We start from the raw sequence: 25290 nt of genomic DNA on the forward strand, positions 1-25290 counted from the left end.
ACAGCCGAATTTAGCGATTAAGGAGTATTGGGGTGTCGAGTACTGAAGATGATCAGCTGGCCGAGTTCAAAGACTGGTGGCAGCGTAACGGCAAACCCTTGGTAACTGGCGGCCTGCTGGCGCTGGTGGTGGTGTTCGGTTGGCAGGCGTTCCAGAAGTATCAGAGCAATCAGTCGCAAGGCGCCTCGATGCTCTATCAGCAACTGCTGGAAACCACGCTGACGCCCACTGGCAAACCTGATCCTGCCCAAGTGGCGGACCTGGCCGGCAAGCTGAAAAACGAATTTGGTGGTAGCACCTACGCCCAATACGGCAGCCTGTTCGTCGCGAAAGTCGCGGTCGATACCGGTAAGCTGGATGATGCAGCCTCCGAGCTCAAAGCCATCGCCGACAAACCGAGCAACCCGACCCTGGGTGAAATCGCACGTCAGCGCCTGGCCCAGGTCCTGGCCGCACAGAACAAAGCCGACGAAGCACTGAAACTGCTCGACGGCGATGCTGACAAGGCATTTGTAGCCACTCGCGAAGAGCTCAAGGGCGACCTGCTGGTCCAATTGGGTCGTACCGACGAAGCCAATGCTGCGTACCAAAAAGCCAAGGCTGCGCTGTCTGATGAAGCAGCGGTCGGTGGCTTACAAATCAAGCTGGACGACTTGGCCAAAGGGGATGCGTGACGTGATCCGTTGGAAACATGCAGCATTGCTGGCTCTGGCCGTTTTGGCCGCGGGTTGCAGCAGCAACAGCAAAAAAGAACTGCCTCCGGCCGAGCTGACCAGCTTCAAGGAAGAAGTGGTCCTGCAAAAGCAGTGGAGCCGCTCCATCGGTGACGGCCAGGGCGACACCTACAACATGCTGGTACCGGCAATCGACGGTGACAACATTGTGGCCGCTGACGTGACGGGCGTGGTGATCTCCATGGATCGCATGAACGGCGACGTCAAGTGGAAGAAAGACCTCGAGCTCCCGGTTTCCGGCGCCGTCGGCGTGGGTTACGGCATGGTGATGATCGGCACGCTGAAAGGCGAAGTCGTGGCCCTGGATTCGAGCAACGGTGAAGAGAAATGGCGCGCTCGCGTGACCAGTGAAGTCCTCGCACCGCCTGCCACCAACGGCGACATCGTCGTGGTGCAGACCCAGGATGACCGTGTCATCGGCCTCGACGCCAACACCGGTGAGCAGCGCTGGCTGTATGACAGCACCCCTGCGGTGTTGACGTTGCGCGGTACCAGTGGTCCGGTTGTGACCAATAACCTGGCGCTGGCAGGTCTTTCGACCGGTAAAGTGGTCGCCCTGGATACCCAGAACGGCGTGCCGGCCTGGGAATCGCGGGTCGCCATTCCGCAAGGTCGCTCCGAGCTGGACCGTGTCGTGGACATCGACGGCGGCTTGCTGCTGTCGGGCGAAACCCTGTACGTCGCCACTTACCAGGGCCGTGTTGCGGCGCTGGACCTGCAAAGCGGTCGTGTCCTGTGGCAGCGTGATGCTTCCAGCTACGCCGGTGTCGCCCAAGGGTTTGGCAGCGTCTACGTGAGCCTGGCATCCGGTACCGTTGAAAGCGTCGACGAACGTTCCACCACAGCCCTGTGGAGCAACGACTCGTTGGCTCGCCGTCAACTGTCGGCTCCGGAAGTATTCTCCAGCTATGTAGCGGTAGGCGACCTGGAAGGTTACCTGCACCTGCTGAGCCAGGTGGATGGCCGCTTTGTCGGCCGTGAGCGTATCGACAGCGACGGCCTGCGTGCGCGTCCGCTGGTAGTAGGCAACATGCTTTATGTGTTTGGTAACAGCGGCAAGCTGGAAGCCCTGACCATCAAGTAAGAACTATGCTTGGGGTAACCCCCAGGCGGCCCTGCTTCGGCAGGGCATGCGGCACCTTCGGGTGTTGCCCCGAGCACCAGCCGCTGCCTTGCAGCGGCTTTTGTATTTTCTGAAATAACGCAGTGGAGAGCCGCATGGTTCCCGTAATCGCCCTGGTGGGCCGACCTAACGTCGGCAAGTCCACCTTGTTCAACCGCCTGACCAGGACTCGCGACGCCATCGTCGGCGACTTGTCCGGTCTGACCCGTGATCGCCAATACGGTGAGGCAAAGTGGCAAGGGCGCTCCTACATTATTGTCGACACCGGTGGTATCTCCGGTGACGAGCATGGCATGGACGAAAAGATGGCCGAGCAGTCGCTGCTGGCCATTGAAGAAGCCGATGTCGTGTTGTTCCTGGTGGACGCCCGCGCGGGCTACACCGCTGCCGACCAAATGATCGGCGAGCACTTGCGCAAGCGTAACAAGCGCTCCTATTTGATCGCCAACAAGATCGACAACATCGATCCTGAGGCGGCCCGTGCCGAATTCAGCCCGATGGGCCTGGGTGACGCGATTCCTGTCGCCGGTGCCCACGGTCGCGGCATCACCCAGATGTTGGAAATCGCCCTGCGCGACTTCCCCAAGGATGACGCCGAAGAAGTTGAAGGTGAAGAAGAGATCGTCGCCGAAGGCGAGGAAGCCAAGCGCATTCCTGGCCCGAGTGAAAAAGACGGGATCAAGATCGCCATCATCGGCCGCCCCAACGTGGGCAAGTCGACCCTGGTCAACCGCATGCTCGGTGAGGACCGGGTAATCGTCTATGACCAGCCCGGCACCACCCGCGACAGTATCTACATCCCGTTCGAGCGTAACGACGAGAAGTACACGCTGATCGACACCGCCGGTGTGCGCAAGCGCGGCAAGATCCACGAGGAAGTTGAAAAGTTCTCGGTGGTCAAAACCCTGCAGGCGATCAAAGACGCCAACGTGGTGATTTTCGTCATGGACGCCCGCGAAGGCGTGGTCGACCACGACCTCAACCTGCTGGGCTTTGCCCTGGAGGCCGGTCGGGCATTGGTGATCGCGATCAACAAATGGGACGGCATGACCCCGAGCGAGCGCGACTTCGTCAAGGTCGAGCTGCAACGTCGGTTGTTCTTCGTCGACTTCGCCGATATCCACTTTATCTCGGCGCTGCACGGCACTGGCGTGGGCAACCTCTACGCGTCGGTACAGAACTCGTTCAAGTCGGCGGTCACCCGCTGGCCGACCAACCGCCTGACCCAGATCCTCGAAGACGCCGTGGGCGAACACGCGCCACCGATGGTCAACAACCGTCGGATCAAGCTGCGTTACGCCCACTTGGGTGGTGCCAACCCGCCGATTATCGTGATCCACGGTAACCAGATCGAGAAGGTGCCCAAGTCCTACGTGCGTTACCTGGAAAACACCTACCGCCGTGTCCTGAAGCTGGTCGGTACACCGATCCGCATCGAGTTCAAAGGTGGTGAAAACCCGTACGAAGGCAACAAGAACAGCCTGACTGACCGCCAAGTGAACAAGAAACGTCGCTTGATGAGCCACAACAAGAAGGCTGACAAAAAGCGTAAAGATCGCCGCTAGCTCTGGGAGCAGGCTTGTGTGGGAGCGGGCTTGCCCGCGATAGCGACAGGTCAGACACCGATGTGCTGACTGACCCAGCGCCAACCCAGGCAAGCCAGCTCTTATGTAAGTTAGGCGTTACCCAAGAAGGGGCTCTGAACGAGCCCTTTTTTGTGCCTCACGATTGACCCTTCGGCGCTTGCAGCTTACAACTTGTAACTCACCGCCAGGGGCCCACCGAATGATCACCAGCAAGCTGCCAAATGTCGGCACCACCATTTTCACCACCATGTCGCAACTCGCTGCCGAAACCGGCGCGTTGAACCTGTCCCAGGGATTTCCCGACTTCAATGGCCCCCAGGCCTTGCTCGACGCGGTGGGCAAACACGTTGCCAGCGGCCATAACCAATACGCGCCGATGACCGGCCTACCGGCCCTGCGCCAGCAAGTGGCGGCCAAGATCGCCCGCAGCTATGGCGTGCAGGTCAGTCCCGACAGCGAAGTGACCATCACCCCCGGCGCCACCCAGGCGATCTTCTGTGCGATCCAGGCGGTGATCCGCAGCGGTGATGAAGTGATTGTCTTCGACCCGTGCTACGACAGCTACGAACCTGCGGTGGAGCTGGCCGGTGGGCGTTGCGTGCATGTGCAGTTGGGGCTGACGGACTTCAGCCTGGATTTCGAGCAGATCGAGGCGGCGCTGTCACCGCGTACGCGGATGATCATCCTCAACACCCCGCACAACCCCAGCGGCGCCCTGATCAGCCGCGCCGAGCTGGACCAATTGGCCGAGCTGATCCGCGACCGCGATATCTACCTAGTCAGCGATGAAGTCTACGAACACCTGGTTTTCGATGGCGTGCCCCACGTCAGCGTCCTGGCCCACGAAGAGCTGTATCAGCGCGCGTTCGTGGTCAGCTCCTTTGGCAAGACCTACCACGTCACCGGCTGGAAGACCGGCTACGTGGTGGCCCCAGCGGCCTTGAGCGCCGAGCTGCGCAAGGTACATCAATACGTCAGCTTCTGCGGTGTGACGCCGTTGCAGTTCGCCCTGGCCGACTTTATGGCCGAGCACCCGGAACATGTCGAGGAACTGCCAGCCTTTTATCAGGCCAAGCGCGACCTGTTCTGCGATCTGCTGGCCCCCTCGGGTTTCAGTTTTACGCGGGTGGCCGGTACTTACTTTCAACTGGTGGATTACTCACAGATTCGCCCGGACCTGGATGACGTGGCCATGTCGCTGTGGATGACCCGCGAGCATGGTGTGGCGACAATTCCGGTCTCGGTGTTCTATCGGACCCCACCCCAAGGCCAGCGCCTGGTGCGCCTGTGCTTTGCCAAACGCGAGGAGACGCTGCGCCAAGCAGCCGAGAAACTATGCGTGATCTAAGTGCTTTACCCGACCTGAATATCGCCCTGGTACAGACCACCCTGGCCTGGCATGACCGCCAGGCCAACCTGGAGCATTTCGAGCTGCTGCTGGAGCAGGCCGCGGGCGCCGACCTGATCGTGCTGCCAGAAATGTTCACCACCGGATTTTCCATGGAATCCCAACTGCTAGCCGAAGCCGAAAACGGCCCGACCCATGAATGGCTCAAGGCTCAGGCACATAAGCACAACGCGGTGATTACCGGCAGTGTGATCATCCAAGCCGCCGATGGCAGTCACCGTAATCGCCTATTGTGGGCACGGCCTGACGGTGAGGTGTTGCACTACGATAAGCGCCACCTGTTTCGCATGGCCGGCGAGCACAATCACTACACGCCTGGCGAGCGTCAGGTGCAGTTCGAGCTCAAGGGTTGGCGGATACGCCCGCTGATCTGCTATGACCTGCGCTTCCCGGTGTGGAGCCGGGACGCCCAGGACACCGACCTGCTGCTGTACACCGCCAACTGGCCGGGGGCGCGGCGCCAGCACTGGAACCGCCTGTTGCCGGCCCGGGCCATCGAAAACCTGTGCTATGTGGCGGCGGTGAATCGGGTGGGAACGGATGGCAAGGGTTTTGCCTACACCGGGGACAGCCAGGTCCTGGACTTCCAGGGTGAAAGCCTGCTGAGCGCGGGGGAGGCGGACGGGGTGTTCCAGGTGTGCCTGGAGGCGGCGCAATTGGCGGAGTACCGCACGCGGTTTCCGGCGAATCTGGATGCCGATAGCTTTCAGTTTGTCTGACAGGAGCCCGTTGCCAGTGAGGTAGCTATCGCGGGCAAGCCCGCTCCCACAGGGTACTGCATTGCAAATGTGGGAGCGGGCTTGCCCGCGATAAGGCCATCAGCACCACCACAACCACAAATAAAAAAGGCCCCTGGGTTCTCACCCAGGGGCCTTTTGCATTCCAGCAGGCAGTTACGCCGCTTTCGCTTCCAGCTGGCTCAACGAACGGTTCAGCGCGCTGAACACTGCCTTGAAGCTGGCCGTGGTGATGTTTTCATCAATCCCCACACCGTGCACCGGACGCTCGCCGTTCACGCGCAGTTCAATGTAAGCGGCAGCCTTGGCGTTAGTACCCGCGCCAATCGCGTGCTCGTTGTAGTCCATGATCTCGACCCCAATCGGCAGGCCGGCCACCAGCGCTTCCAGCGCGCCATTGCCCTTGCCGTGCCAGCGCAGGTTGGTTTCGCCCTGACCTTTGCCGGACACTTCAACTTCTACCGAGCTGTTGCCGTTCTCTTCCTGCAAGCGGTGGCTGACCAACGCGTACGGGGTGTTGGCCTGCAGGTATTCACGCTGCAACAATGCGTGGATCTGCGCGGCGGTCATTTCCAGGCCCACGCGATCGGTCTCGGCCTGTACCACCTGGCTGAACTCGATCTGCATGCGGCGTGGCAAGCTGATGCCGTATTCCTGCTCCAGCAAGTAGGCGATGCCGCCCTTGCCCGACTGGCTGTTGACGCGGATCACCGCCTCGTAGCTGCGGCCAATGTCAGCCGGGTCGATTGGCAAGTACGGTACTTCCCACAAGGTGTCCGGTTTCTGCTGGGCGAAGCCCTTGCGGATCGCGTCCTGGTGCGAGCCGGAGAATGCGGTGTGGACCAGGTCGCCAACATACGGGTGACGCGGGTGGACCGGGATCTGGTTGCATTCCTCGACCACTTTGCGCACGCCGTCGATGTCGGAGAAGTCCAGCTCAGGGTTCACGCCCTGGGTGTAGAGGTTCAACGCCACGGTGACGAGGTCGACGTTACCGGTACGCTCGCCGTTGCCGAACAGGCAGCCTTCGACACGATCGGCGCCGGCCATCAGGCCCAGTTCGGTCGCTGCAACACCGGTGCCACGGTCGTTGTGGGTGTGCAGGCTGATGATCACGCTGTCACGACGGTTGATATGGCGACCGAACCACTCGATCTGGTCGGCATAGATATTCGGCGTGGCGCATTCCACGGTGGCCGGCAGGTTGAGGATCATCTTGTGCTCGGGCGTCGGGTTCCACACCTCGATCACCGCGTCACACACTTCCTTGGCGAATTCCAGTTCAGTAGCGCTGAAGGTCTCCGGGGAGTACTCGAAGGTCCACTGGGTTTCCGGCTGCTGGGCAGCGTACTTGACGAACAGCTTGGCTGCGTCGACTGCGATGGCCTTGATCCCATCCTTGTCCTGGTTGAACACGATACGGCGGAACGACGGCGAAGTGGCGTTGTACAAGTGCACGATGGCTTTCTTGGCACCGCGCAGGGATTCGAAGGTACGGGCGATCAAGTCTTCACGGCCCTGGGTCAGCACCTGGATGGTGGTGTCCTCGGGGATGTGGTTGTCTTCGATCAGGGTGCGCACGAAGTCGAAGTCGGTTTGCGACGCGGCCGGGAACGAGGCTTCGATCTCTTTCACGCCCACCGCGACCAGGGTTTTCCAGAAACGCAGTTTTTTCACCGCATCCATGGGCTCGATCAGCGACTGGTTACCGTCGCGCAAGTCGGAGCTGCACCAGATCGGCGCGGTGGTGATGGTCTTGGATGGCCAGGTGCGGTCCGGGATATCAATGGTCGGGAACGCGCGGTATTTCGAAGACGGGTCTTTGAGCATGCTCATCAGAAGAATCCTTGTTGTAGGGCCGAGAAGAGGCGGCCTGCCAGAAAGCGTTTATTAGGGATGCAAATCGGGGACGAGGCAGATCGATTCAGCCTGGCAGTCGTGCGCTGACGAGGCACAGGCTGCGGTGCTGGCGGAGCTGAATGAGGGTGTGAGAGGTTTTCATAAGCTCAACCCTAACCGCCGGGGTGAAAGATGGCAAGCAGTCGGAAAAAATTGAGAGAAGTTCTTCTATTGTTGTAGGAAACGAGATTTTATTGTGGAAAAAGTCGGGAGGCTTTGTTCTATTTGCGTTGGGGTTTCCAGATGCGCAATCAGTGGCGACTGATCGGGCGCCATCGCATGCAAGCCCGCGACGGCGCCAGTAAGCTCAACGATCACATCAAGGTTGGAACGCGCCAATAAAGATCGCCGGATCCACCCGCGCATCATTCAAGCTGATATTCCAGTGCATATGCGGCCCGGTCGCCCGGCCCGTCGCCCCGACCTTGCCGACCACCGCCCCTCGCACCAATTGCTGGCCCACCTTCACGTCAATCTTCGACATATGGCAGAACATGCTGATAAAGCCCTGGCCGTGGTCGACGAACACCGTGTTGCCGTTGAAGAAGTAATTACCCACCAGGATCACCTTGCCATTGGCCGGCGTCTTGATCGGCGTGCCGGCAGGCACCGCGAAGTCCAGGCCCGAGTGCGGGTTGCGCTCTTCACCGTTGAAGAAGCGGCGCACGCCGAACCTGCTCGACAGCGGACCATTCACCGGCTTGTCCAGCACCAGGTTGCTCGGCAGGTTCGGGCTGAAGCTGCGGTAAGCCTTGAGCTGCACCGCCAACTCGCCCTCGATGCGCTTGAGTTGCGCCGGCTCAGGGTTGACCTGGCTTTTATTCTTCAGGGTGATGCGCTGTTCCGGATACTTCTTGAAACCAACGATAAACGGCAGGGTGCGCCCGCCACTGCTGATCCGCTCGTTACCGGGCTTGACCGTCAACGGGATGCCGACAATCGCCAGCCAGTTGTCCTGTTCCTTGACCACCAGCACCGGTTTGCCTTGGTAAGTGGCTTTCGGCGCGGCGGCTCCAGGGCCCAGGTCGACCACGGCCACACCGCCAGGCACCGGCTTGTTCAGAGTGCGGGTGATGTAGCTGTCGGCGTGGGCATTGAAGGTCAGGCACAGCAACATCAACAGGCTAAATAGACGAGGCATCAATCAATCCAGTAATGAAAGGGTGACGGGTGTCAGGTGGTTGTCTTCCACCCGCACTTGCAATTGGCCTTCACCGAGACGCGCGGTCAGGCGCTGGCCGGTGTGGGTTTGTGCGGCATTGCGAATGGCCTGGCCGCGCTCGTCCAGCAGGATGCTGTAGCCACGGCCCAAGGTCGCCAGCGGGCTGACCACCTGCAACGTCTGCACCTGGCTTTGCAGTTGCAGGCGGCGCGCCTTGAGGCCTTCGCGCATCGCGCGGGGCAGGCGTTCGGCGAGGCTGTCCAGCCTTTGGCGCAGTAGCGCCAATTGCCGCCCCGGATGCTGGCCGGCCAGGCGGGTTTCCAGGCGGATCAGGCGTTCGCGGCGGGTATTGAGGCTGCGCTCGAACGCGCGGCGCAGGCGCATATCCAGGTCATCCAGGCGCTGGGCCTGCTGGCGCAGGCGCTCACCGGGGTGGCGCAGGCGCCGGGCCATGCCTTCCAGGCGCAGGCGGTCGTGGGTCAGGCGATTGCGCATCAGCATCACCAGCCGGCGATGCAGGCTTTCGACCTGACGCACCAGGTTGCTGGCGTCCGGCGCCAGCAGCTCAGCAGCCGCCGACGGCGTGGGCGCGCGTACGTCGGCCACGAAGTCGCTGATGGACACATCGGTCTCATGACCCACGGCACTGACGATAGGCGTGACACAGGCATCGATGGCCCGCGCCACGGCTTCTTCGTTGAAGCACCAGAGGTCTTCCAGCGAGCCACCACCACGGGCCAGGATCAGTGCATCAAAACCACGGGCATCGGCCAACTTGAGGGCGCGGACAATCTGCGCCACGGCCTCGCGGCCCTGCACGGCGGTGGGGATCAGGGTCAGTTGCACATTCGGCGCGCGGCGGCCGAACACACTGATGATGTCGCGAATCACCGCGCCCGTAGGTGAGCTGATAATGCCGATGCGCCGCGGGTGGGCCGGCAGTGGCACTTTGCGCTCGGCGCTGAACAAGCCTTCGGCGCTGAGTTTTTCCTTCAGTGCATCGAAGGCCAGGCGCAGCGCACCATCACCGGCCGGCTCCACAGTGTCGAGAATCAACTGATAGTCGCCACGCCCCTCGAACAGCGAGACCTTGCCGCGCACCTTGACCGCCAGGCCATCCTTCAACGCCTGGCGCACCCGCGCAGCGTTATTGCGAAACAGTGCACAACGCACCTGCGCGCCACTGTCCTTGAGGGTGAAATACACATGGCCGGAGGCCGGGCGGGCGAGGTTGGAGATCTCGCCCTCGACCCAGATATTGGTGAACACGTCCTCCAGCAACACCCGCGCGCGGCCGTTGAGCTGGCTGACAGTCAGGACTTCGCGGTCCAGGCCCAGGCGGGCAAACGGGTCTTTAATCATGAGAGGCGATCTTTAGTCATGGGCGGCAGTTTATAGGCATTCGCCCAGTGTTTGACAGAACTGCGCAACCAGCGCGCTCGGCGCCTGCGCACAGGCCAGGGCCACGGTGCTGTGGCAATCGGGGTCGGCCAGGGGCAGGAAGTGAATGTTGGCCGGGGCGATATCGCGCATCGACTCGGGCAGCAGGGCAATGCCAAACCCCGCCTGGATCAGTTGCAATTGGGTGGTCTTGCGCGACATCACCCGCGCCGCCTTGGGGAAAAATCCGGCGCGCATGCACAACTCGGCTGACAGGTAACTCAGGCCGCCGCGTTGCGGATGGGGGATCGAGATAAAGGCTTGGTCCTGCAACTGCGCCAGCTCAATGGCCGAGGAATGCCGGGCCAACGGATGGCCTGGCGGGACTGCCAGCAGCAGCGGCTCCTTATATAAAGGCAGGATGCGTACCCCCTCGCGCTGGCGTAGCACCGGCAGGCGCAGCAGGCCGACTTCCAGGCGACCCTCGGCAATGTCTTCCAACTGCGCTTCAGAGGACAGTTTGACGATATCCAGCGACACCCCGGGGCACTGCTCCAGCCAGGCGCTGATCCCGCGCAGTACCCGCCCACTCATCGGCACTGTGCTGGAGTGGCTCAGGCGCAGGGTGCCGAGCTGGCCGTGGCCGACCTGGGTCGCCAGTTCACTGGCCTTGTGCAACTCGCCCAGCAGATTGCGCGCCCGTGGATAAAACGCCTCGCCGGCGGCAGTCAGCCTGGGTTGGCGGGCGGTGCGCTCGAACAGCGGGGTGTGCAGGATAATTTCCAGCTCCTTGATCTGCCGGCTGAGGGCCGATTGCGCGACAAACAGGCGCTCGGCGGCGGCGCTGAAGCTGCCGCTCTCGGCGATTTCAACGAAGTAACGCAGTTGCCGGGTGGAAATCACGAGTCATGCCTTTTCGAGATAGGTGGAGGGCGTGGAAGATATTAGTCGCAACTCACCGGCTTGGCTAAAGTGAGGGCCATCGCTGACAAGGAATATTGCATGAGCCTGGTTGAATTGATGGGGCAGTGGTCGTTCGGGACGATGGACTGGCTGGTAATCGGCCTGGGGATTGCCCTGGCTTACATCGTGTTTGGCATCGCCGGCTTTGGCACGGCGCTGGTGGCCGGGCCGATCCTGATTATGTTTATGCCGCTGTCGAAGATCATCCCGCTGCTGGTGCTGCTGGATTTCGTCGCGGCCTTTGGCAACCTGCTGCAATCGCGGCGGGATGTGATCAAGCCGGAGCTGTTGCGGTTACTGCCGTGCATGGCGATTGGCTGCACCCTTGGCGTGATCTTCCTGCTCAACCTGCATTCGGATCTGCTCCTGCTGTTGATGGGCCTGTTTATCAGCGCCTATGCCATCTACAGCCTGACGGTAAGGGCCAAGCCCACAGCCCTGGCTGCCGGCTGGTCGGTGCCGATGGGCGTGGTGGGCGGACTGTTTGGTGCCTTGTTTGGCAGTGGCGGCTTTTTATATGCGATCTATCTGAACAGCCGCCTGCCCAAGGACGGGGCGCGAGCGACCCAAAGTGCGCTGATCAGCGCGAGCACGGTGGTACGCCTGAGCCTGTTTTTGATCGCCGGGGTGTATGCCGAGTTGCCGCTGCTGATGTTGGCCGTGTGCCTACTGCCGGCGATGGCCCTGGGGCTGTGGGCGGGGCGGCGATTGACCCTGCGCATGTCCCGCGAGGCGTTTGTGCGGTTGGTGACGTGGCTGGTACTGGCCAGTGGCATTGCCTTGATTGGACGGTATTTGAGTACTTGACCTGTGTGGGGCAGAGATTAAGCTGCCAGCCTTCAGGGCCTCTTCGCGAGCAAGCCCGCTCCCACATTCGACTGCATTTCTCCTGTAGGAATGCAGTCGAATGTGGGAGCGGGCTTGCTCGCGAAGGCGTCAGACGCCACACCGCAGGACTCCCATGAATTCCCAAAGCATCCTTGTCCCGAAAATCTCCACCTTGCCCGTCCACGAACCCCGCGCCCGGGCCATCGTGCGCTGGCTGGTGCGCAAGAACATCATCAAGGAAGAACTGACCACCTGTGGCCGCACCGGCAACCGCATGGGCTATGCCCTGGCCGACGGTGCTCGCGCGGTGGTGCTGCACCCCGAGGCGCTGCCGTTCAACGAACCGGTCAACGGCCTGGAAATCATCTACAAACGCTGCATCTATACCCCCGCCAAGGGTTTTCTCGAAGAAGCCGGCTGCCCGCAATGCCTTAAAGAAGTTGGCGAGGCGCTGTTCGACAGCCTGGAAGACTGGATGCCCGGCCACACCGACAACTTCACTTGCCCGCTGTGTGGGCATGAAGATGACATCAACGGTTTCCTGTTCCTGCAGGAATGCGGCTTTTCCAACCTGGGCTTTATCTTCAACAACTGGGCGGAAGCGGGCTTCAAGCAGAGCTTTATCGACGAGTTTGCCGATTGGCTCGATCAGAAAATCAGTTGGGTCAAAGTCGAACTCTAAAACCACTGCCGCCCCCTACCTGTAGGAGCCGGCTTGCCGGCGATGGGGCCTGGGCCGTGCGCCAAACCAGAGACTGGTTTTACCCATCTATCAGTATTACCAAGTTTGTCAGAGTTTTACGTTGAGGCCCGAGGGGTGTCTGAGTATAATGACGCGCTTCCATTTTCCCGCTCGGGAGCCCCCGCGATGCTGCGTATCAGCCAAGAAGCTCTGACATTCGACGACATTCTCCTAGTGCCCGGTTATTCCGAGGTGCTTCCTAACGAAGTCAGTCTCAAGACCCGCCTAACCCGTGGCATCGAGCTGAATATTCCTCTGGTTTCCGCTGCCATGGACACCGTCACTGAAGCCCGTTTGGCAATCGCCATGGCTCAGGAAGGCGGCATCGGCATCATCCACAAGAACATGACCATCGAGCAGCAAGCTGCCGAAGTGCGCAAGGTCAAGCGTTACGAAGCCGGCGTGGTGAAAGATCCGATCACCATCGAAGCCGACGCCACCGTGCGCGACCTGTTCGACCTGACCCGCCTGCACAACATCTCCGGTGTTCCAGTGCTGCACGATGGCGACCTGGTCGGCATCGTCACTTCCCGTGACGTGCGCTTTGAAAACCGTCTTGAAGTCACCGTCCGTGAAGTGATGACGCCTAAAGAGCGCCTCGTTACTGTCAAGGAAGGCGCCGACAAGAACGATGTGCGTGAACTGCTGCACAAGCACCGCATCGAGCGCGTGCTGATCGTCGACGACAAATTCGCCCTCAAAGGCATGATGACCGTCAACGACATCGAAAAAGCCAAGGCTTACCCGCTGGCCAGCAAGGATGACCAAGGTCGTCTGCGCGTTGGCGCCGCCGTTGGTACCGGTAAAGACACCGGCGACCGCGTTTCGGCCCTGGTCGCTGCCGGGGTTGACGTGGTGGTGGTCGACACCGCCCACGGTCACTCCAAAGGCGTGATCGACCGCGTGCGCTGGGTCAAGCAGAACTTCCCTGACGTACAGGTGATCGGCGGCAACATCGCCACCGGCGCTGCCGCCAAGGCCCTGGCCGAAGCCGGCGCTGACGCCGTCAAGGTCGGTATCGGCCCTGGCTCAATCTGCACCACGCGGATCGTCGCCGGTGTGGGCGTGCCGCAAATCAGCGCCATCGCCAATGTTGCCGCTGCCCTCGAAGGCACTGGCGTACCGTTGATCGCCGACGGCGGCATCCGTTTCTCCGGTGACCTGTCCAAGGCCATCGTGGCCGGTGCTTCCTGCGTGATGATGGGCTCGATGTTTGCCGGCACTGAAGAAGCGCCAGGCGAGATCGAACTGTTCCAGGGCCGTTCCTACAAGGCTTACCGTGGCATGGGTTCGCTGGGCGCCATGTCCCAGGCGCAAGGCTCTTCCGACCGCTACTTCCAGGACTCCTCGGCAGGCGCCGAGAAGCTCGTACCGGAAGGCATCGAAGGCCGTGTGCCGTACAAAGGCACCCTGAGCGCCATCATCCATCAACTGATGGGCGGACTGCGTTCCTCGATGGGCTACACCGGCAGCGCCGACATCGAAGAAATGCGCACCAAGCCAGAGTTCGTACGGATCACCGGCGCCGGCATGGCTGAATCCCATGTCCACGACGTGCAGATCACCAAGGAAGCGCCAAACTACCGCGTAGGTTGAGGCTTCCAGCAAAACGTTAAGTAACCGGGGCTGTTCTTTCAGCCCCGAGTTGTTTCTGATTCATTAGACGAGACTGACTTCATGGCCCTCGACATTCACGCCCACCGCATCCTGATCCTCGACTTCGGTTCCCAGTACACCCAGCTGATCGCCCGCCGCGTGCGTGAAATCGGCGTGTACTGCGAACTGCATCCGTTCGACATGGATGACGAAGCGATCCGCGAATTCGCCCCTAAAGGCGTCATCCTCGCCGGTGGCCCCGAGTCCGTGCACGAAGCCAACAGCCCGCGCTGCCCACAAGCGGTATTCGACCTGGGCGTGCCGGTATTTGGTATCTGCTACGGCATGCAGACCATGGCCGAGCAACTGGGCGGCAAGGTTGAAGGTTCCGAGCTGCGTGAATTCGGTTATGCCCGTGTCGACGTGGTCGGCAAGAGCCGCCTGCTGGACGGCATCGAAGACCACGTCGACGCCGACGGCCTGTTCGGCCTCGATGTCTGGATGAGCCACGGTGACAAGGTCACCCGGATGCCGGAAGACTTCCACATCCTGGCCAGCACCCCGAGCTGCCCGATCGCCGGCATGTTCAGCGACGAGCGTCGTTACTACGGCGTGCAGTTCCACCCGGAAGTGACTCACACCAAGCAAGGCGGGCGCATCCTGTCGCGCTTCATCCTCGACATCTGCGAGTGTGAAGCCCTGTGGACCCCGTCTAAAATCGCTGAAGACGCCATCGCCAACGTGCGCGCCCAGGTCGGTACCGACAACGTCCTGCTCGGCCTTTCCGGCGGCGTTGACTCCTCCGTGGTTGCTGCGCTGCTGCACAAGGCTATCGGTGACCAACTGACCTGCGTGTTCGTCGACAACGGCCTGCTGCGCCTGCACGAAGGCGAGCAAGTGATGGCCATGTTCGCCGAGAACATGGGCGTCAAGGTGATCCGCGCCAACGCCGAAGATCAGTTCTTGAACAACCTGGCCGGCGAGTCCGACCCGGAGAAGAAGCGCAAGATCATCGGCCGCACCTTCATCGACGTCTTCGATGCCCAGTCCAACAAACTGGACAACATCAAGTACCTCGCCCAGGGCACCATCTACCCCGACGTGATCGAGTCGGCCGGCGCCAAGAGCGGCAAGGCCCACGTGATCAAGTCCCACCACAACGTGGGTGGCCTGCCTGAGGAAATGAACCTCAAGCTGGTAGAACCGCTGCGCGAACTGTTCAAGGACGAAGTCCGTCGCCTGGGCCTGGAACTGGGCCTGCCGTACGACATGGTCTACCGCCACCCATTCCCGGGCCCGGGCCTGGGCGTGCGCATCCTCGGTGAAGTGAAGAAGGAATACGCCGACCTGCTGCGTCGCGCCGACCACATCTTCATCGAAGAACTGCGCAAGGCCGACTGGTACCACAAAGTCAGCCAGGCCTTCGTCGTGTTCCAGCCGGTGAAATCGGTTGGCGTGGTTGGCGATGGCCGTCGCTACGCCTGGGTCGTGGCCCTGCGTGCCGTAGAAACCATCGACTTCATGACCGCCCGCTGGGCACACCTGCCGTACGAACTGCTGGAGACTGTCAGCGGCCGTATCATCAATGAAATCGAAGGCATCTCGCGCGTGACGTATGACGTGTCGAGCAAGCCGCCGGCGACGATTGAGTGGGAATGATCCCGCGTCAGGCATTGTCCTGCACGATGTAGCAAAAAATGCCCTGGAGCCCGCGTAATTGCGGGCTTTTGAGTTTTTGGGTCTGGCAAATTCAGGTAGCGTTCTGTATCGCCAAGCACGGTGTGTATGTGGCATGGTACGGGGTACTGACTGTATCCAATGCCATGCATGACGCTCAATACCATGCCCTTTGCCTCAGGGTTGGCATGGTATCGAGTTGGCCTAAAGGCCCGGTTTTACTGGGGGTGGACCCAATTTTTCCGCGCTTTTCAGGGCATGGTATTTTTTCATAGAAATAGTGGAAGCCATGCTCACCGATACCAAGCTTCGAAATCTCAAGCCCCAAGACAAGCTTTACAAGGTGATTGACCGTGACGGCTTGTACGTAGCCGTCACTAAAGCCGGCTCGATCTCCTTTCGCTACAACTACTCCATCAACGGCCGGCAGGAGACCATCACCTTCGGTCGTTATGGCTCAGGGGGGATCACTCTGGCAGAGGCTCGCGAACGGCTAGGGGAGGCGAAGAAGATGGTCGCCGCTGGCAAGTCTCCAGCTAAGGAAAAAGCACGTGCGAAGGCCCGCACGAAGGGCGCTGAGACTTTTGATGCTTGGGCTGAAAAATGGCTACGCGGCTACCAGATGGCGGACTCGACACGAGACATGCGCCGATCAGTCTATGAGCGCGAGTTGAAGCTGAAGTTTGGCAATCAGAAGCTGGTAGAAATAAACCATGAGGACCTGCGAGCGTTGACTGACGCGATAGTAGAGCGGGGTGCGCCTGCAACCGCCGTCCATTCACGGGAGATCGTGCTGCAAGTCTTCCGTTGGGCCATTGAGCGTGGGCAGAAGGTTGAGAACCCGGCAGATCTGGTACGGCCTGCCAGTATCGCGAAATTTGAGCCACGCGACCGTGCGTTGACGCCCGATGAAATTGCGCTGATGTACCAGTACATGGACAGAATCGGTACCGCGACTTCGGTTCGTGCTGCGGCAAAGCTCCTTCTGCTGACGATGGTGCGCAAGAGCGAGCTGACCAATGCGACGTGGAGTGAGATCAATTTTAGCGAAGCGTTATGGACCATCCCAAAAGAGCGGATGAAGCGTCGTAACCCTCATTTGGTATTTCTGTCACAGCAGGCATTGGATTTCTTCATCGCGTTGAAAACCTTGGCAGGAGGTTCGGACTACGTTTTGCCGTCACGCTACGACTCTGATTTGCCAATGAGTGCGGCCACGATCAACCAGGTACTGACGCTGACCTATCGTCTTGCTGAAAAGGAGCGCGTGCCTCTAGGTAAATTCGGTCCCCACGACCTACGCCGCACAGCCAGCACGCTGTTACACGAGGCGGGCTATAATTCCGACTGGATCGAGAAATGCCTTGCGCACGAGCAGAAAGGCGTGCGCGCCGTATATAACAAGGCCGAGTACCGTGATCAGCGTCGTGCGATGTTGCAGGATTGGGCCGATATGATTGATGAGTGGACGCTGAAGAAGCCTCGGAAAACGAATGGGTAGTGAAAAGGAACCCGCCGGAGGCGGGTTCTTCTGAGTGACATATTCGATCTTTACTTCGTCTCTTTACCTCTAATTGATGCTATTGCTTCAAAAGCTCGTTCGTAAACACTCACAGGAGGCTTTCCGAAGTTAACTGCTGATGGGGAAAGTATCTCGGAGTATTTTACGAACTTTTCGGGGTTGTTGTTGGCGGCCAGTAGTGCGCTAGCTTGCGAGTCATAAAGCTCCGCTAGTTGCGAGTAGTACCTTATAAACGAAACTGCTGTCTGGAATAGTAGAATTGAAATAGCTATGGCACCAAATGTAAAGGCCATAGACGATACGGAATTTGTCCAGTCCGGCGTTTCTTGTACGAATGGTTGCTTCGAATATGCTGTCTGAGTGCGCTCATAAAATTTCACTAGCTGTTCAAGCTCGCGCATGTAGGCGGCGCGCTCATCCGTTGTGAATTTTTCTTCCTTGACGTCTTCGCCATCCATCCGTCTTCCCATATTAATTATGCTGTCAGGATAAATTTTCTCTAGAAGGTCGTTGGATTTGCGTAAGAATAACCCGGGGTCACGCATTTTGTTAAAAGAGATTTTTTCGGCAAGTGTGCTGAGTGAGTATGTCTTAGTCTGACTTGAACTAAATACGGCCGCCACTGCAAGGCTCATTAAAACTAATAAACCTAAAGCTATACAAAGTCTTGCTCTCCTAGATTGCTTGGCTCTCCTTTTTAAGTCTTCTACTGCCGCTGTGTTGTCTAAGCTTTCATTGGGTTCTGTAGTATTTTTCATGCATTAAAGGCTCTAGATGGTTAGGGTGATCTGGATTGTTTTTTAATCGTCCATAGCGCAACGAGCAGACCGCCATGGCACGTTAAATATCGGCATGAAGATAATCAAGCGACCAAGTTTCTTCAGAAACAGGGGCTGGAAAAGGACGGCGTAGGCGACTGCTTTTTCCTTTCATATGCAAAGCCTGGTAAGATCAAGCGAAAGTTACTGGACGCGTCGACTGCAGACGTATGGTCCTATTTGTTCAATTGCGCAGTTTGATTCAATCATGCTCTCGAAAGTCGAAAATAATCAGGGATAGAGCGAAGAGCTTTGGATACTGCTTGGCGCTCGATATCCAGTCTGCGAGCAATTTCTGACTGGTTGAAGCCGAGTTTTTGCAGTACGAGGATTTGCTTTCTCCGGTCTGTCAGCTTGACGTCCACCATTAGTCGAGCGAGATTTCTTAGCTCCGCTTCGTCCGCTAGGTGTAGGGTTTGGCTAAGCATGTATCGAAAGATATACGCGTCGACGAGCTCGTCACCTGACTTTGCCTTAGGCTCTGCTCGTATCGCGCATTGTCTGCTCAATCTGGCCAGCTCTAGGTCGAACTGCGCTACAGATCTCATTGCTTGCCTGTATGCCGGGTTCCAGCATCCATCCGGTGTCTTTGGGCGGTGGGTGGAGCAGTACAGGTTACTCAGGCGTAGGTGTTCATCAAGGTCACGCTGGCCTTCACCTTCTGCGAACAATGCTAGCTCTGCCCGCGCGCCGCAGAATCTACAAAACCCTTTCAAGCGTTGACCGTTCAAACCGCCCATATCCTTGTTAGACGGTTGCTTGCGCTTACATGCCAGCACCAGTTCAATCAACGTCTCAAGCGTCGCAATGAAGCAGCGATCATCTCCCGATTGCTTGTCGTGGGTCAGAACAAAGGCTCGTAGCAGCTGACGCTGTAGGCGGACCATAGCGGCAACGCCAATCAGTTGCATAATTGCGCTGAACGCTACATTTGTTCCTGCTCCGGGTATATGGCCCTGATAACGCGATGGAAGCGTTTCGGCATATGCCGCCACGGCAGGGTCGATAAGCTCTTCGACCAGACGACCGATCGGATAGCGTTTAGATGCTGTGGAGTAGGGCTCCCAGCGATCTAGGAATCGGTGAAGGGCCTCTGTGACGGAGGCGTCACACCCCTCCCAAATAGCTATGGTCGTTTGTTTTTTCATGTCAACCATTCTAGCCAATCATTCTGTCGAAGCAATAGGCACCTAAAGGCACGATCAGGCACACATTCGCTGTGACTGGTAGGGCCTAGCTATGCATCCATCGAGCAAAAAACTCATCGACAAAAAGACACTCTTGGCGATGATCCCGCTGTGTGAGCGCACGATCTATAACTTTGAAATGAAGGGTAAATTCCCGCGTCGCATTGCGGTGAGTAGCCGCAAGGTCGTGTGGGATTTGGCCGAGGTAGAAGAATGGATTGATGCATGCAGGGAGTCTGGCCCCGCTCCTAGGCCAGGAATGGCAGTCTAAGCGGTGCGGGGCGGGCCTGAGCATAGGTCGATATCGCGTTCTTGCTCAGACACTGCAAACGCTCTGATAGAGCTGACCGGCGCAAGTCCACAGCTTGCGCTTTTCAGTTCTCAGGACGAAGCGCAGATGTACCACGATAGGACGAGAGCCGGTTTTTTTTCGCTACTCGTCGACTCCCGAGGTGAAAAGCGCCAGTCTTCTCATCGCTTGGCTGATATGCCAAAAGTACTCGATTTGTTGGACAAAAAGCGTGACACGTGGATGTCCCAAGCTGAGTTCGTTCGGCCCAATAGGCGAGTCGTCAACCTCCTGCGGCTTGGCCTGCTGTTTGCCGACCTCGACACTTACCGGGTGCCTGCGCTGGCCGGGCGCACGCCTGAGGCACTGGCGGCATCTGTACTGTATTTTTGCGGCGAGGAAGGTTTGCCGTCGCCGTCTGTGCTGATTTACAGCGGCCGTGGAATACAGGCCAAGTGGCTGCTGGATGGCACGATTCCGCGTCAGGCCCTGCCGCGTTGGAACGCCTGCCAGCGCTATCTTGTGGATCGCCTCGCGCACGTCGGCGCTGACCCGATGGCCAAAGACGCCAGCCGCGTGCTGCGCACCGTGGAGACGGTCAATAGCAAGAGCGGGGAAGTCTGTCGCGTGGTTCATGTCCAGAGCGGCGCAGACGGCGAACCGATCCGCTATAACTTCGAGTATCTGGCCGAGGCGCTGCTACCGGCGGCACGCTGGACAATCGAGCAGCAGCGGCAGGAACAGGCTGAACAGCGCGAGCGGCGAGCCACGAAAAAGCCTTTCCTTCTGGTGCCCGGCGGCAAGGCCGACAATCTGCTCGGGTTCTCCGGCAGACAGCTAGCATGGGATCGCCTCGAAGACTTGCGCAAGCTCGCTGAGCTGCGCGGCGGCGTCAGCGAAGGCAGCCGGATGCAGCACTTGTTTTGGCGGCTGAATTTCCTGCTACTGTCAGGAGCGACCAACAGCAAGCAGATGTACCACGAGGCGGCCGCGCTGGCCCGCGAGCTTGACCCGCAATGGAATAGCCGCTCGAAAGAGCTTATGACGTTGTTCAGCAAGGCTAAAGCCTATGAGGCCGGGGAAAAGATCAGCTTTGGTGGTAAGGACTACGCGCCGCTCTACACGCCGCGAAACGGCACGCTTATCAACCTGTTCGGGATCACCACCGACGAACAGCGTCAGCTCAAAACCATCGTCAGCCAGGCCGAGGCCGCGGAACGGCACAGGAAGCGCGAGGAATGCCGCAGACGCGCTTCCGGTGCGGTAAACCGGGAAGCCTACCTTGAAGCTGCGAACTCCAAGCAGGCGAAGGCACAGTCCCTCAGGCGCGAGGGCTTGAGCGTGCGGGCCATCGCTAAGCAAATGGCTGTATCAGTCATGGCGGTTTCTAGATACATAAACGCACCGGCGAGTCAGTGTACCAAGTCCGTGCGTATTACTAATGGCGAAGCCCCCGTGCATTAGACGGTGTCCTGTCCGAGCTGATGGACAAGGTGTTCAAAGTCCGTGCGTATTACTAATGGCAGAGTCTTCCGCGCTTTTGATCATGGCTGTCTGGGGGCGTCGTTCTGATGGAGTACCGGTAGGGGGCTTTCTGAAAGGCTGAGCTGAGACAAGTCCGTGCGTACTACTTAGATTTGGTGTCTCCGGAAAACAAACCCCCGCACTTTTGGCGGGGGATTTTAGGGTCAGCGGTTGCCGGGAGAGTCGAGCCTTTGGGCTTCCTGCGCCGCTCGGATCGCCATCAGAATTTGCTGGGCTTGAGCAGCATTGCTCTTGCTACCTAGCAGCGGGAGGCGATTCAGGTGTTGCACTCCGGAAAACATATGAAAGGAAGCCGAAAGGGCCAGCGGGCTAACTCGAAGCTGCAATGCGGTAAATTGTCGATCCAGTCTATCGAGCAATGGCCCGTAGCCTTTGCTTCGTAGCCAGCGGCCGAACGCCCACATGGCAATGGCCAAGGTGGAGGCGAGTACGACGAATCCAGCGAACATCAGAATGCTATTCATGGTTATTTCTCCGGCTGGTCATTGCTTGAGGTTATGCTCGAAACGTCGGTGCGACCGGAATTCGAGCTGGTGTTCGTATCTGGTCGAATGACATTGGATTCCATACCTGGGGCTTCCGCGGCCGGCGCTGGGGATTTGAGCGAATTGGAGTCACCGTGAGCTGTCTGTGGAAGATCAGCGCCAAGCGACGCTGAGTGTGCATTCTCCATGCCCGGAACTGTCATCGAGGCGATTACGCCAAGCGCTTTTGCACCACCATTGGCCGCACGGGACAGTGCGTTGCCGGAACTAACAGTTCCCCCTTTCGGTGTTGCTTTCTGATCATTGTCATCGCCGCTCTGTGCGGCCTTCCAGGCCTGCTGGACGCCGTTGCTGGGCGTCGCCGATGGGGTAGCTGCAGTACCGCCAGTCTTCGCACCTGCGGAGCTTGCCCCCTTGGTCAGTGCGCCGCCGCCAGTGCTGGCCCCTACGCCGGAGGACGTAGCGCCACCTACAGACGGAGCGGCACCACCAACGGAGCTTGCACCGGCAAAACTAGAGTTGATCGCCCCTGCGAGACCGCCGCCGGTGATGCCCCCGGCACCCGCTGCACCGGCAGCAGCAGGAGCGGCAGCCCCGGCTGTGGCGATGGTTGCGATTGCCGCCGCTGCACCGGCAGCACCGGCCGCCGCCATACCACCGATGGCTGATCCACCACCCATCGAGGTGCCACTTATCATTCCGCCGATGAGGTCAGGAATGGTCTTTGTCAAATAGCAGCACACCAAGGCCAGACCAACCATCGTCATCAACGACGCTTCGTCATTGGTGTAGGCGGCCAACCACTGCTTGGCCGACTGAACGATCAGGCCAACGATCAGCGTTAAGACGAACAGCTTGGCTCCGATTGCGACGGTGAAACGCATTGGGGCGATTGCAAAATCACGCGTCCATTGTGACCCGCCAAAGCCAAAGAACAGCACCGAAGCATTGATGATGACGTAAGACTCGACGAGCGTTACGAACATGAATGCAGCGATGAAGGCGAAGCACGCTAATACGAGGATTGCGCAAACTGCGATCAGAAGTCCTTTGGCCGGAGAAAATACTGATATGCCCTTCACCATGGTGCGGCCAAAATCCAGTGCAACCGCCAGCATATCGCCGGGTTCTAACGCGCGCCCGAGGCCGCTCGCAGATGCCGCCGCATCGCGGAAGCTCTCGACAATGGCAGATGACCACTCCACCGAGTATTTCATAACGGCAAGGAAGAAACCGACCACCAGGACGAAGCGCAGTAGCTCGCCGACAATCTCGCCGAAGTCGGCTTGCTTCATGACCAGAGGCATGAACGTCCAGATGAACTGAATCGAGGCCAGCAGCCAGAATAATCTGATCGCATAGTCATACAGCGTTTCTGACCACTGGTGCGACTGCTGCAAAACGAGGTCGAGTAGGCCCTGTACCGATGTGTCGGCATGGGAAAGGTCGGTCGCGGCCATAGCATCTCCGCTCAAGAATGCACTCGCTAAGGCGAGGAACAACAGTAGGCGAGTATCCATAGCTAGTACCCCTTAACGCCGCCGCGAGTGTTCGGGCGCGCTTCAAACGAGGCAGCAGCGTCATGCTGTTGCCGTTGGTGCTCAGTCACAGAGGTACACTCGCAGTCGCTCTGAACCGCCACGGTGACCATTGAACCGATTAGTGCAGAGCCGAAGCAGATCAACGCGATGAGCCATTTCGAAATAGTCATTCTCAATACCCCTTAACGCCGCCACGTGTGTTTTTGCGCGCTTCAAACTCTTGTTCGGTAGCTTCGCTGGCTGCTGCCCTGTCGCCCTGCTGAGCCAGATAGTTGCCCTGCATGTTGATTTGCGTAGCCACCAGATCGCGCAGCTTTTGCAATTGCTGTACGTTCTGTGAAGCGATTTCGTTGCCCGCCTGAAGTGCTTGCATCCGGCCGACGGCTGACTGTGAACGGGTCATCATGCGGTCAAGCTGCACGCCCTCAGACTCAAAAGAGCTGGTATTGAGGTTCGCCGCTTCAAGCGCAGTTTTCACGTTATCGCGGCCTTGCTCAGACCACGTCTGATAGCGATCCTGTGCCGGTGACTCAGCCGAGTTGGCAGCTTGGTTGAGGTACGACTCGAAACCGGGGAAAGCCGTGTTGAACTGCGAATCCATGTTCTGGATTTGGCGGCCCAACACCTGCGAGCGGTCGTAGATGTTCACCACGCTTTTCAGATCAGCCGAGATACTGCCGAACATCGAATCGGGCAACCCGGTGCCTTGGGTGATCATGCTTTGATACTGCTGCACCTGAGTTTGCAGTTGCTCGGCCGTGTTCAGAGCCGTGTTGACCGCTTCAGCGTACTCAAACATCTGCTGATAGAACGTGGAGCAGTTTTCGCAGTAGATGGCGTAAGCCGTGGCAGGCGCAACGTATAGCCCCGCGCCAAGTAAGCCGGTTCCGACCATCGCAACGCTCAACGCCACATGACGCCCGGATTTGCACAAGTAGGACGATGCTTTTATGAGTAATTCCCTATTCATACCGAATACCTCATTTCTAACCTTGACGGCGCTATTATTTATCGATATTGCTCCGTTTGAAATATACGGATAACTATCTATCCGTATAAAATGCGATAAGTCTGTCCGTAAACTGTCCGCCATATGGCTGAGAAAAATAACTATCGACCTGATATGTAGGGCTTTAATTTCCAGGGTGGTAGAGATTAAGCCTGTCCGGTTTTATACGTTTTACGGACACAAAAAAGCCCACCGAAGTGGACTTTTTAATCAGAGCGGCTGAGTCAATGTGCTGAGTAATATGGATTCTGCGATCGGTAGGGGGCACGCTCCGCCTTAGGTATGCGCAGCGCGTCGAGATGCCAGTCTTCGAGGGATAAAGCCAGTTCAGCCGCGATACGCTGGGCTTCCGTAACATTTTCTGTAGCCCGATTACCGGTCCGACCGAGGCAGGCTTGCAATTCGTCAAGTCGACTGGCAAATGCACTGATGCGGCGAGCTGTCTTCATGGTCATTCCCCTTGCTGATCTTTTCCACTATTCGGTCGAATTCTTCCCGGACTTGATCGTCCGTAAGCTTCAGATTAACCAATCCTGACTTTATTGCAATTCTGCCGATTCTCTCAGCGGCCTCGTTGTCGAGTTTCGCCAGTCGTGCTTTAGCGGTTTCCAGTTCGGAAATAGCCTCAGAACGGCGCTCAGCGAGAGTTTTGCGTGCCATTGATTGCTCCGGTCTATCTGATGATTTTCTTCGGTAAAAGTGGGTACGCCTATGAATGCTCTCATTCGAGATGCATGATTTCAAGCCGCATGCTTTGCAAAATTAATCATGCTCGCCACCAAGCAGTCTGTTTTGGTGCCCGACGTTAGAAAGTTCAATTCACCTAGTTCACTATGACGGCTTTATGCGATTCTGCGCGACTCTGTGCGATTGAAACCATTTATGAATGCGACGCTATGCGAATGTATGCGAACTTACGCGAATCTACGCGATTAGATGAAATGCAAATGGCATCTCTGCTCAAGTTGCATAGAATCGCATGGAAAGAGACGGCAAGATGTGTGTTGTACGGGTACGGGCATGCCCGAACCCATCCAACACCGCACCTTATTCGCCTGC

Annotated in this window: 22 protein-coding genes; 12 read left to right on the top strand and 10 right to left on the bottom strand. The window is 58.6% G+C overall.

Annotation, left to right across the window (positions count from 1 at the left end; all coding sequences use genetic code 11):
- The first annotated feature begins 32 nt into the window (after positions 1-32).
- The 5 genes from ACSSVH_RS05060 (at position 33) to ACSSVH_RS05080 (ending at position 5570) form a co-directional block, all read left to right on the top strand.
- Positions 33-674, top strand: a complete 642-nt coding sequence (locus ACSSVH_RS05060) for a YfgM family protein (protein ID WP_029298536.1) — start codon at positions 33-35, stop codon at positions 672-674.
- Complete coding sequence (gene bamB, locus ACSSVH_RS05065; protein ID WP_032858293.1) at positions 667-1818, top strand: outer membrane protein assembly factor BamB; 1152 nt, start codon at positions 667-669, stop codon at positions 1816-1818. Before ACSSVH_RS05060 ends, bamB begins: the two co-directional genes overlap by 8 nt.
- Before the next feature lie 134 nt (positions 1819-1952).
- Positions 1953-3422, top strand: a complete 1470-nt coding sequence (der, locus tag ACSSVH_RS05070; RefSeq protein ID WP_057437955.1) for a ribosome biogenesis GTPase Der — start codon at positions 1953-1955, stop codon at positions 3420-3422.
- A gap of 220 nt (positions 3423-3642) precedes the next feature.
- Positions 3643-4791 (top strand): pyridoxal phosphate-dependent aminotransferase, encoded by a 1149-nt coding sequence (locus ACSSVH_RS05075; RefSeq protein ID WP_492634167.1) that lies wholly within the window; start codon positions 3643-3645, stop codon positions 4789-4791.
- On the top strand, positions 4779-5570 hold the full coding sequence (locus ACSSVH_RS05080) for an amidohydrolase (RefSeq protein WP_169956323.1): 792 nt from the start codon (positions 4779-4781) through the stop codon (positions 5568-5570). The genes ACSSVH_RS05075 and ACSSVH_RS05080 overlap by 13 nt, the downstream gene beginning before the upstream one ends.
- Before the next feature lie 174 nt (positions 5571-5744).
- On the opposite strand, the gene leuA is transcribed toward ACSSVH_RS05080, so the two are convergent.
- From leuA to ACSSVH_RS05100, 4 genes are all read right to left on the bottom strand, one after another.
- Positions 5745-7424: a 2-isopropylmalate synthase gene (leuA, locus tag ACSSVH_RS05085; protein WP_169956696.1), complete on the bottom strand. Its 1680-nt coding sequence runs from the start codon at positions 7422-7424 to the stop codon at positions 5745-5747.
- Between the two features lie 382 nt (positions 7425-7806).
- Positions 7807-8628, bottom strand: coding sequence for a M23 family metallopeptidase (locus tag ACSSVH_RS05090; RefSeq protein WP_170042968.1), 822 nt, complete (start codon positions 8626-8628; stop codon positions 7807-7809).
- 3 nt (positions 8629-8631) lie between these two features.
- Positions 8632-10011, bottom strand: coding sequence for an exodeoxyribonuclease VII large subunit (xseA, locus tag ACSSVH_RS05095; RefSeq protein WP_169956692.1), 1380 nt, complete (start codon positions 10009-10011; stop codon positions 8632-8634).
- 30 nt (positions 10012-10041) lie between these two features.
- Positions 10042-10932 carry a LysR family transcriptional regulator gene (locus tag ACSSVH_RS05100; RefSeq protein ID WP_492634168.1) on the bottom strand — a complete coding sequence of 297 codons (891 nt, stop codon included), beginning with the start codon at positions 10930-10932 and terminating at the stop codon, positions 10042-10044.
- A 99-nt stretch (positions 10933-11031) separates the two neighbouring features.
- On the opposite strand from ACSSVH_RS05100, the gene ACSSVH_RS05105 reads away from it, so the two are divergent.
- The 5 genes from ACSSVH_RS05105 to ACSSVH_RS05125 all read left to right on the top strand — a co-directional run bounded on the left by ACSSVH_RS05105 (position 11032) and on the right by ACSSVH_RS05125 (position 17336).
- Complete coding sequence (locus ACSSVH_RS05105) at positions 11032-11799, top strand: sulfite exporter TauE/SafE family protein (protein WP_492634169.1); 768 nt, start codon at positions 11032-11034, stop codon at positions 11797-11799.
- Between the two features lie 154 nt (positions 11800-11953).
- The gene (locus tag ACSSVH_RS05110; protein ID WP_169956685.1) at positions 11954-12502 is read left to right on the top strand and encodes a sugar ABC transporter ATPase; all 549 of its coding nucleotides are present in this window, start codon (positions 11954-11956) and stop codon (positions 12500-12502) included.
- Positions 12503-12688: 186 nt separating this feature from the next.
- Positions 12689-14158 (top strand): IMP dehydrogenase, encoded by a 1470-nt coding sequence (gene guaB / locus ACSSVH_RS05115; RefSeq protein ID WP_016977684.1) that lies wholly within the window; start codon positions 12689-12691, stop codon positions 14156-14158.
- An 81-nt stretch (positions 14159-14239) separates the two neighbouring features.
- Positions 14240-15817 carry a glutamine-hydrolyzing GMP synthase gene (gene guaA / locus ACSSVH_RS05120; protein WP_029298509.1) on the top strand — a complete coding sequence of 526 codons (1578 nt, stop codon included), beginning with the start codon at positions 14240-14242 and terminating at the stop codon, positions 15815-15817.
- Positions 15818-16124: 307 nt separating this feature from the next.
- Positions 16125-17336 carry a tyrosine-type recombinase/integrase gene (locus ACSSVH_RS05125; protein WP_492634170.1) on the top strand — a complete coding sequence of 404 codons (1212 nt, stop codon included), beginning with the start codon at positions 16125-16127 and terminating at the stop codon, positions 17334-17336.
- 50 nt (positions 17337-17386) lie between these two features.
- On the opposite strand, the gene ACSSVH_RS05130 is transcribed toward ACSSVH_RS05125, so the two are convergent.
- A complete protein-coding gene (locus tag ACSSVH_RS05130; protein WP_492634171.1) occupies positions 17387-18115 on the bottom strand; it encodes a hypothetical protein in 729 nt (242 codons plus the stop codon).
- A 266-nt stretch (positions 18116-18381) separates the two neighbouring features.
- A complete protein-coding gene (locus ACSSVH_RS05135; RefSeq protein WP_492634172.1) occupies positions 18382-19323 on the bottom strand; it encodes a LuxR family transcriptional regulator in 942 nt (313 codons plus the stop codon).
- 91 nt (positions 19324-19414) lie between these two features.
- Here ACSSVH_RS05135 and ACSSVH_RS05140 point away from each other — a divergent pair, with 91 nt between their 5' ends.
- Together ACSSVH_RS05140 and ACSSVH_RS05145 are read left to right on the top strand one after the other, a co-directional pair.
- On the top strand, positions 19415-19633 hold the full coding sequence (locus ACSSVH_RS05140; protein WP_476296918.1) for a helix-turn-helix transcriptional regulator: 219 nt from the start codon (positions 19415-19417) through the stop codon (positions 19631-19633).
- 126 nt (positions 19634-19759) lie between these two features.
- On the top strand, positions 19760-21115 hold the full coding sequence (locus ACSSVH_RS05145) for a replication protein (protein WP_492634173.1): 1356 nt from the start codon (positions 19760-19762) through the stop codon (positions 21113-21115).
- 224 nt (positions 21116-21339) lie between these two features.
- Here the strand turns inward: ACSSVH_RS05145 and ACSSVH_RS05150 are convergent, their stop codons facing one another.
- The 4 genes from ACSSVH_RS05150 to ACSSVH_RS05165 form a co-directional block, all read right to left on the bottom strand.
- On the bottom strand, positions 21340-21660 hold the full coding sequence (locus ACSSVH_RS05150; RefSeq protein ID WP_476296914.1) for a hypothetical protein: 321 nt from the start codon (positions 21658-21660) through the stop codon (positions 21340-21342).
- A 2-nt stretch (positions 21661-21662) separates the two neighbouring features.
- Positions 21663-23201 carry a P-type conjugative transfer protein TrbL gene (gene trbL, locus ACSSVH_RS05155; protein ID WP_492634174.1) on the bottom strand — a complete coding sequence of 513 codons (1539 nt, stop codon included), beginning with the start codon at positions 23199-23201 and terminating at the stop codon, positions 21663-21665.
- Positions 23202-23394: 193 nt separating this feature from the next.
- Positions 23395-24117: a P-type conjugative transfer protein TrbJ gene (trbJ, locus tag ACSSVH_RS05160; protein WP_492634697.1), complete on the bottom strand. Its 723-nt coding sequence runs from the start codon at positions 24115-24117 to the stop codon at positions 23395-23397.
- Between the two features lie 519 nt (positions 24118-24636).
- On the bottom strand, positions 24637-24891 hold the full coding sequence (locus ACSSVH_RS05165) for a TraC family protein (RefSeq protein ID WP_492634175.1): 255 nt from the start codon (positions 24889-24891) through the stop codon (positions 24637-24639).
- Between the last annotated feature and the right edge of the window lie 399 nt (positions 24892-25290).

It is taken from the genome of Pseudomonas sp. HC1(2025) (assembly GCF_058742075.1).

What these genes read in the sequence shown, in the direction of transcription:
- trbL (WP_492634174.1), bottom strand. Translation starts at nt 23,201, where the DNA reads ATGGATACTCGCCTACTGTTGTTCCTCGCCTTAGCGAGTGCATTCTTG.
- ACSSVH_RS05130 (WP_492634171.1), bottom strand. Translation starts at nt 18,115, where the DNA reads ATGAAAAATACTACAGAACCCAATGAAAGCTTAGACAACACAGCGGCA.
- trbJ (WP_492634697.1), bottom strand. Translation starts at nt 24,117, where the DNA reads ATGGTCGGAACCGGCTTACTTGGCGCGGGGCTATACGTTGCGCCTGCC.
- guaB (WP_016977684.1), top strand. Translation starts at nt 12,689, where the DNA reads ATGCTGCGTATCAGCCAAGAAGCTCTGACATTCGACGACATTCTCCTA.
- xseA (WP_169956692.1), bottom strand. Translation starts at nt 10,011, where the DNA reads ATGATTAAAGACCCGTTTGCCCGCCTGGGCCTGGACCGCGAAGTCCTG.
- ACSSVH_RS05125 (WP_492634170.1), top strand. Translation starts at nt 16,125, where the DNA reads ATGCTCACCGATACCAAGCTTCGAAATCTCAAGCCCCAAGACAAGCTT.
- ACSSVH_RS05075 (WP_492634167.1), top strand. Translation starts at nt 3,643, where the DNA reads ATGATCACCAGCAAGCTGCCAAATGTCGGCACCACCATTTTCACCACC.
- ACSSVH_RS05080 (WP_169956323.1), top strand. Translation starts at nt 4,779, where the DNA reads ATGCGTGATCTAAGTGCTTTACCCGACCTGAATATCGCCCTGGTACAG.
- ACSSVH_RS05135 (WP_492634172.1), bottom strand. Translation starts at nt 19,323, where the DNA reads ATGAAAAAACAAACGACCATAGCTATTTGGGAGGGGTGTGACGCCTCC.
- bamB (WP_032858293.1), top strand. Translation starts at nt 667, where the DNA reads ATGCGTGACGTGATCCGTTGGAAACATGCAGCATTGCTGGCTCTGGCC.
- der (WP_057437955.1), top strand. Translation starts at nt 1,953, where the DNA reads ATGGTTCCCGTAATCGCCCTGGTGGGCCGACCTAACGTCGGCAAGTCC.
- ACSSVH_RS05110 (WP_169956685.1), top strand. Translation starts at nt 11,954, where the DNA reads ATGAATTCCCAAAGCATCCTTGTCCCGAAAATCTCCACCTTGCCCGTC.
- ACSSVH_RS05140 (WP_476296918.1), top strand. Translation starts at nt 19,415, where the DNA reads ATGCATCCATCGAGCAAAAAACTCATCGACAAAAAGACACTCTTGGCG.
- ACSSVH_RS05090 (WP_170042968.1), bottom strand. Translation starts at nt 8,628, where the DNA reads ATGCCTCGTCTATTTAGCCTGTTGATGTTGCTGTGCCTGACCTTCAAT.
- ACSSVH_RS05150 (WP_476296914.1), bottom strand. Translation starts at nt 21,660, where the DNA reads ATGAATAGCATTCTGATGTTCGCTGGATTCGTCGTACTCGCCTCCACC.
- ACSSVH_RS05165 (WP_492634175.1), bottom strand. Translation starts at nt 24,891, where the DNA reads ATGGCACGCAAAACTCTCGCTGAGCGCCGTTCTGAGGCTATTTCCGAA.
- leuA (WP_169956696.1), bottom strand. Translation starts at nt 7,424, where the DNA reads ATGAGCATGCTCAAAGACCCGTCTTCGAAATACCGCGCGTTCCCGACC.
- ACSSVH_RS05105 (WP_492634169.1), top strand. Translation starts at nt 11,032, where the DNA reads ATGAGCCTGGTTGAATTGATGGGGCAGTGGTCGTTCGGGACGATGGAC.
- ACSSVH_RS05145 (WP_492634173.1), top strand. Translation starts at nt 19,760, where the DNA reads ATGTACCACGATAGGACGAGAGCCGGTTTTTTTTCGCTACTCGTCGAC.
- guaA (WP_029298509.1), top strand. Translation starts at nt 14,240, where the DNA reads ATGGCCCTCGACATTCACGCCCACCGCATCCTGATCCTCGACTTCGGT.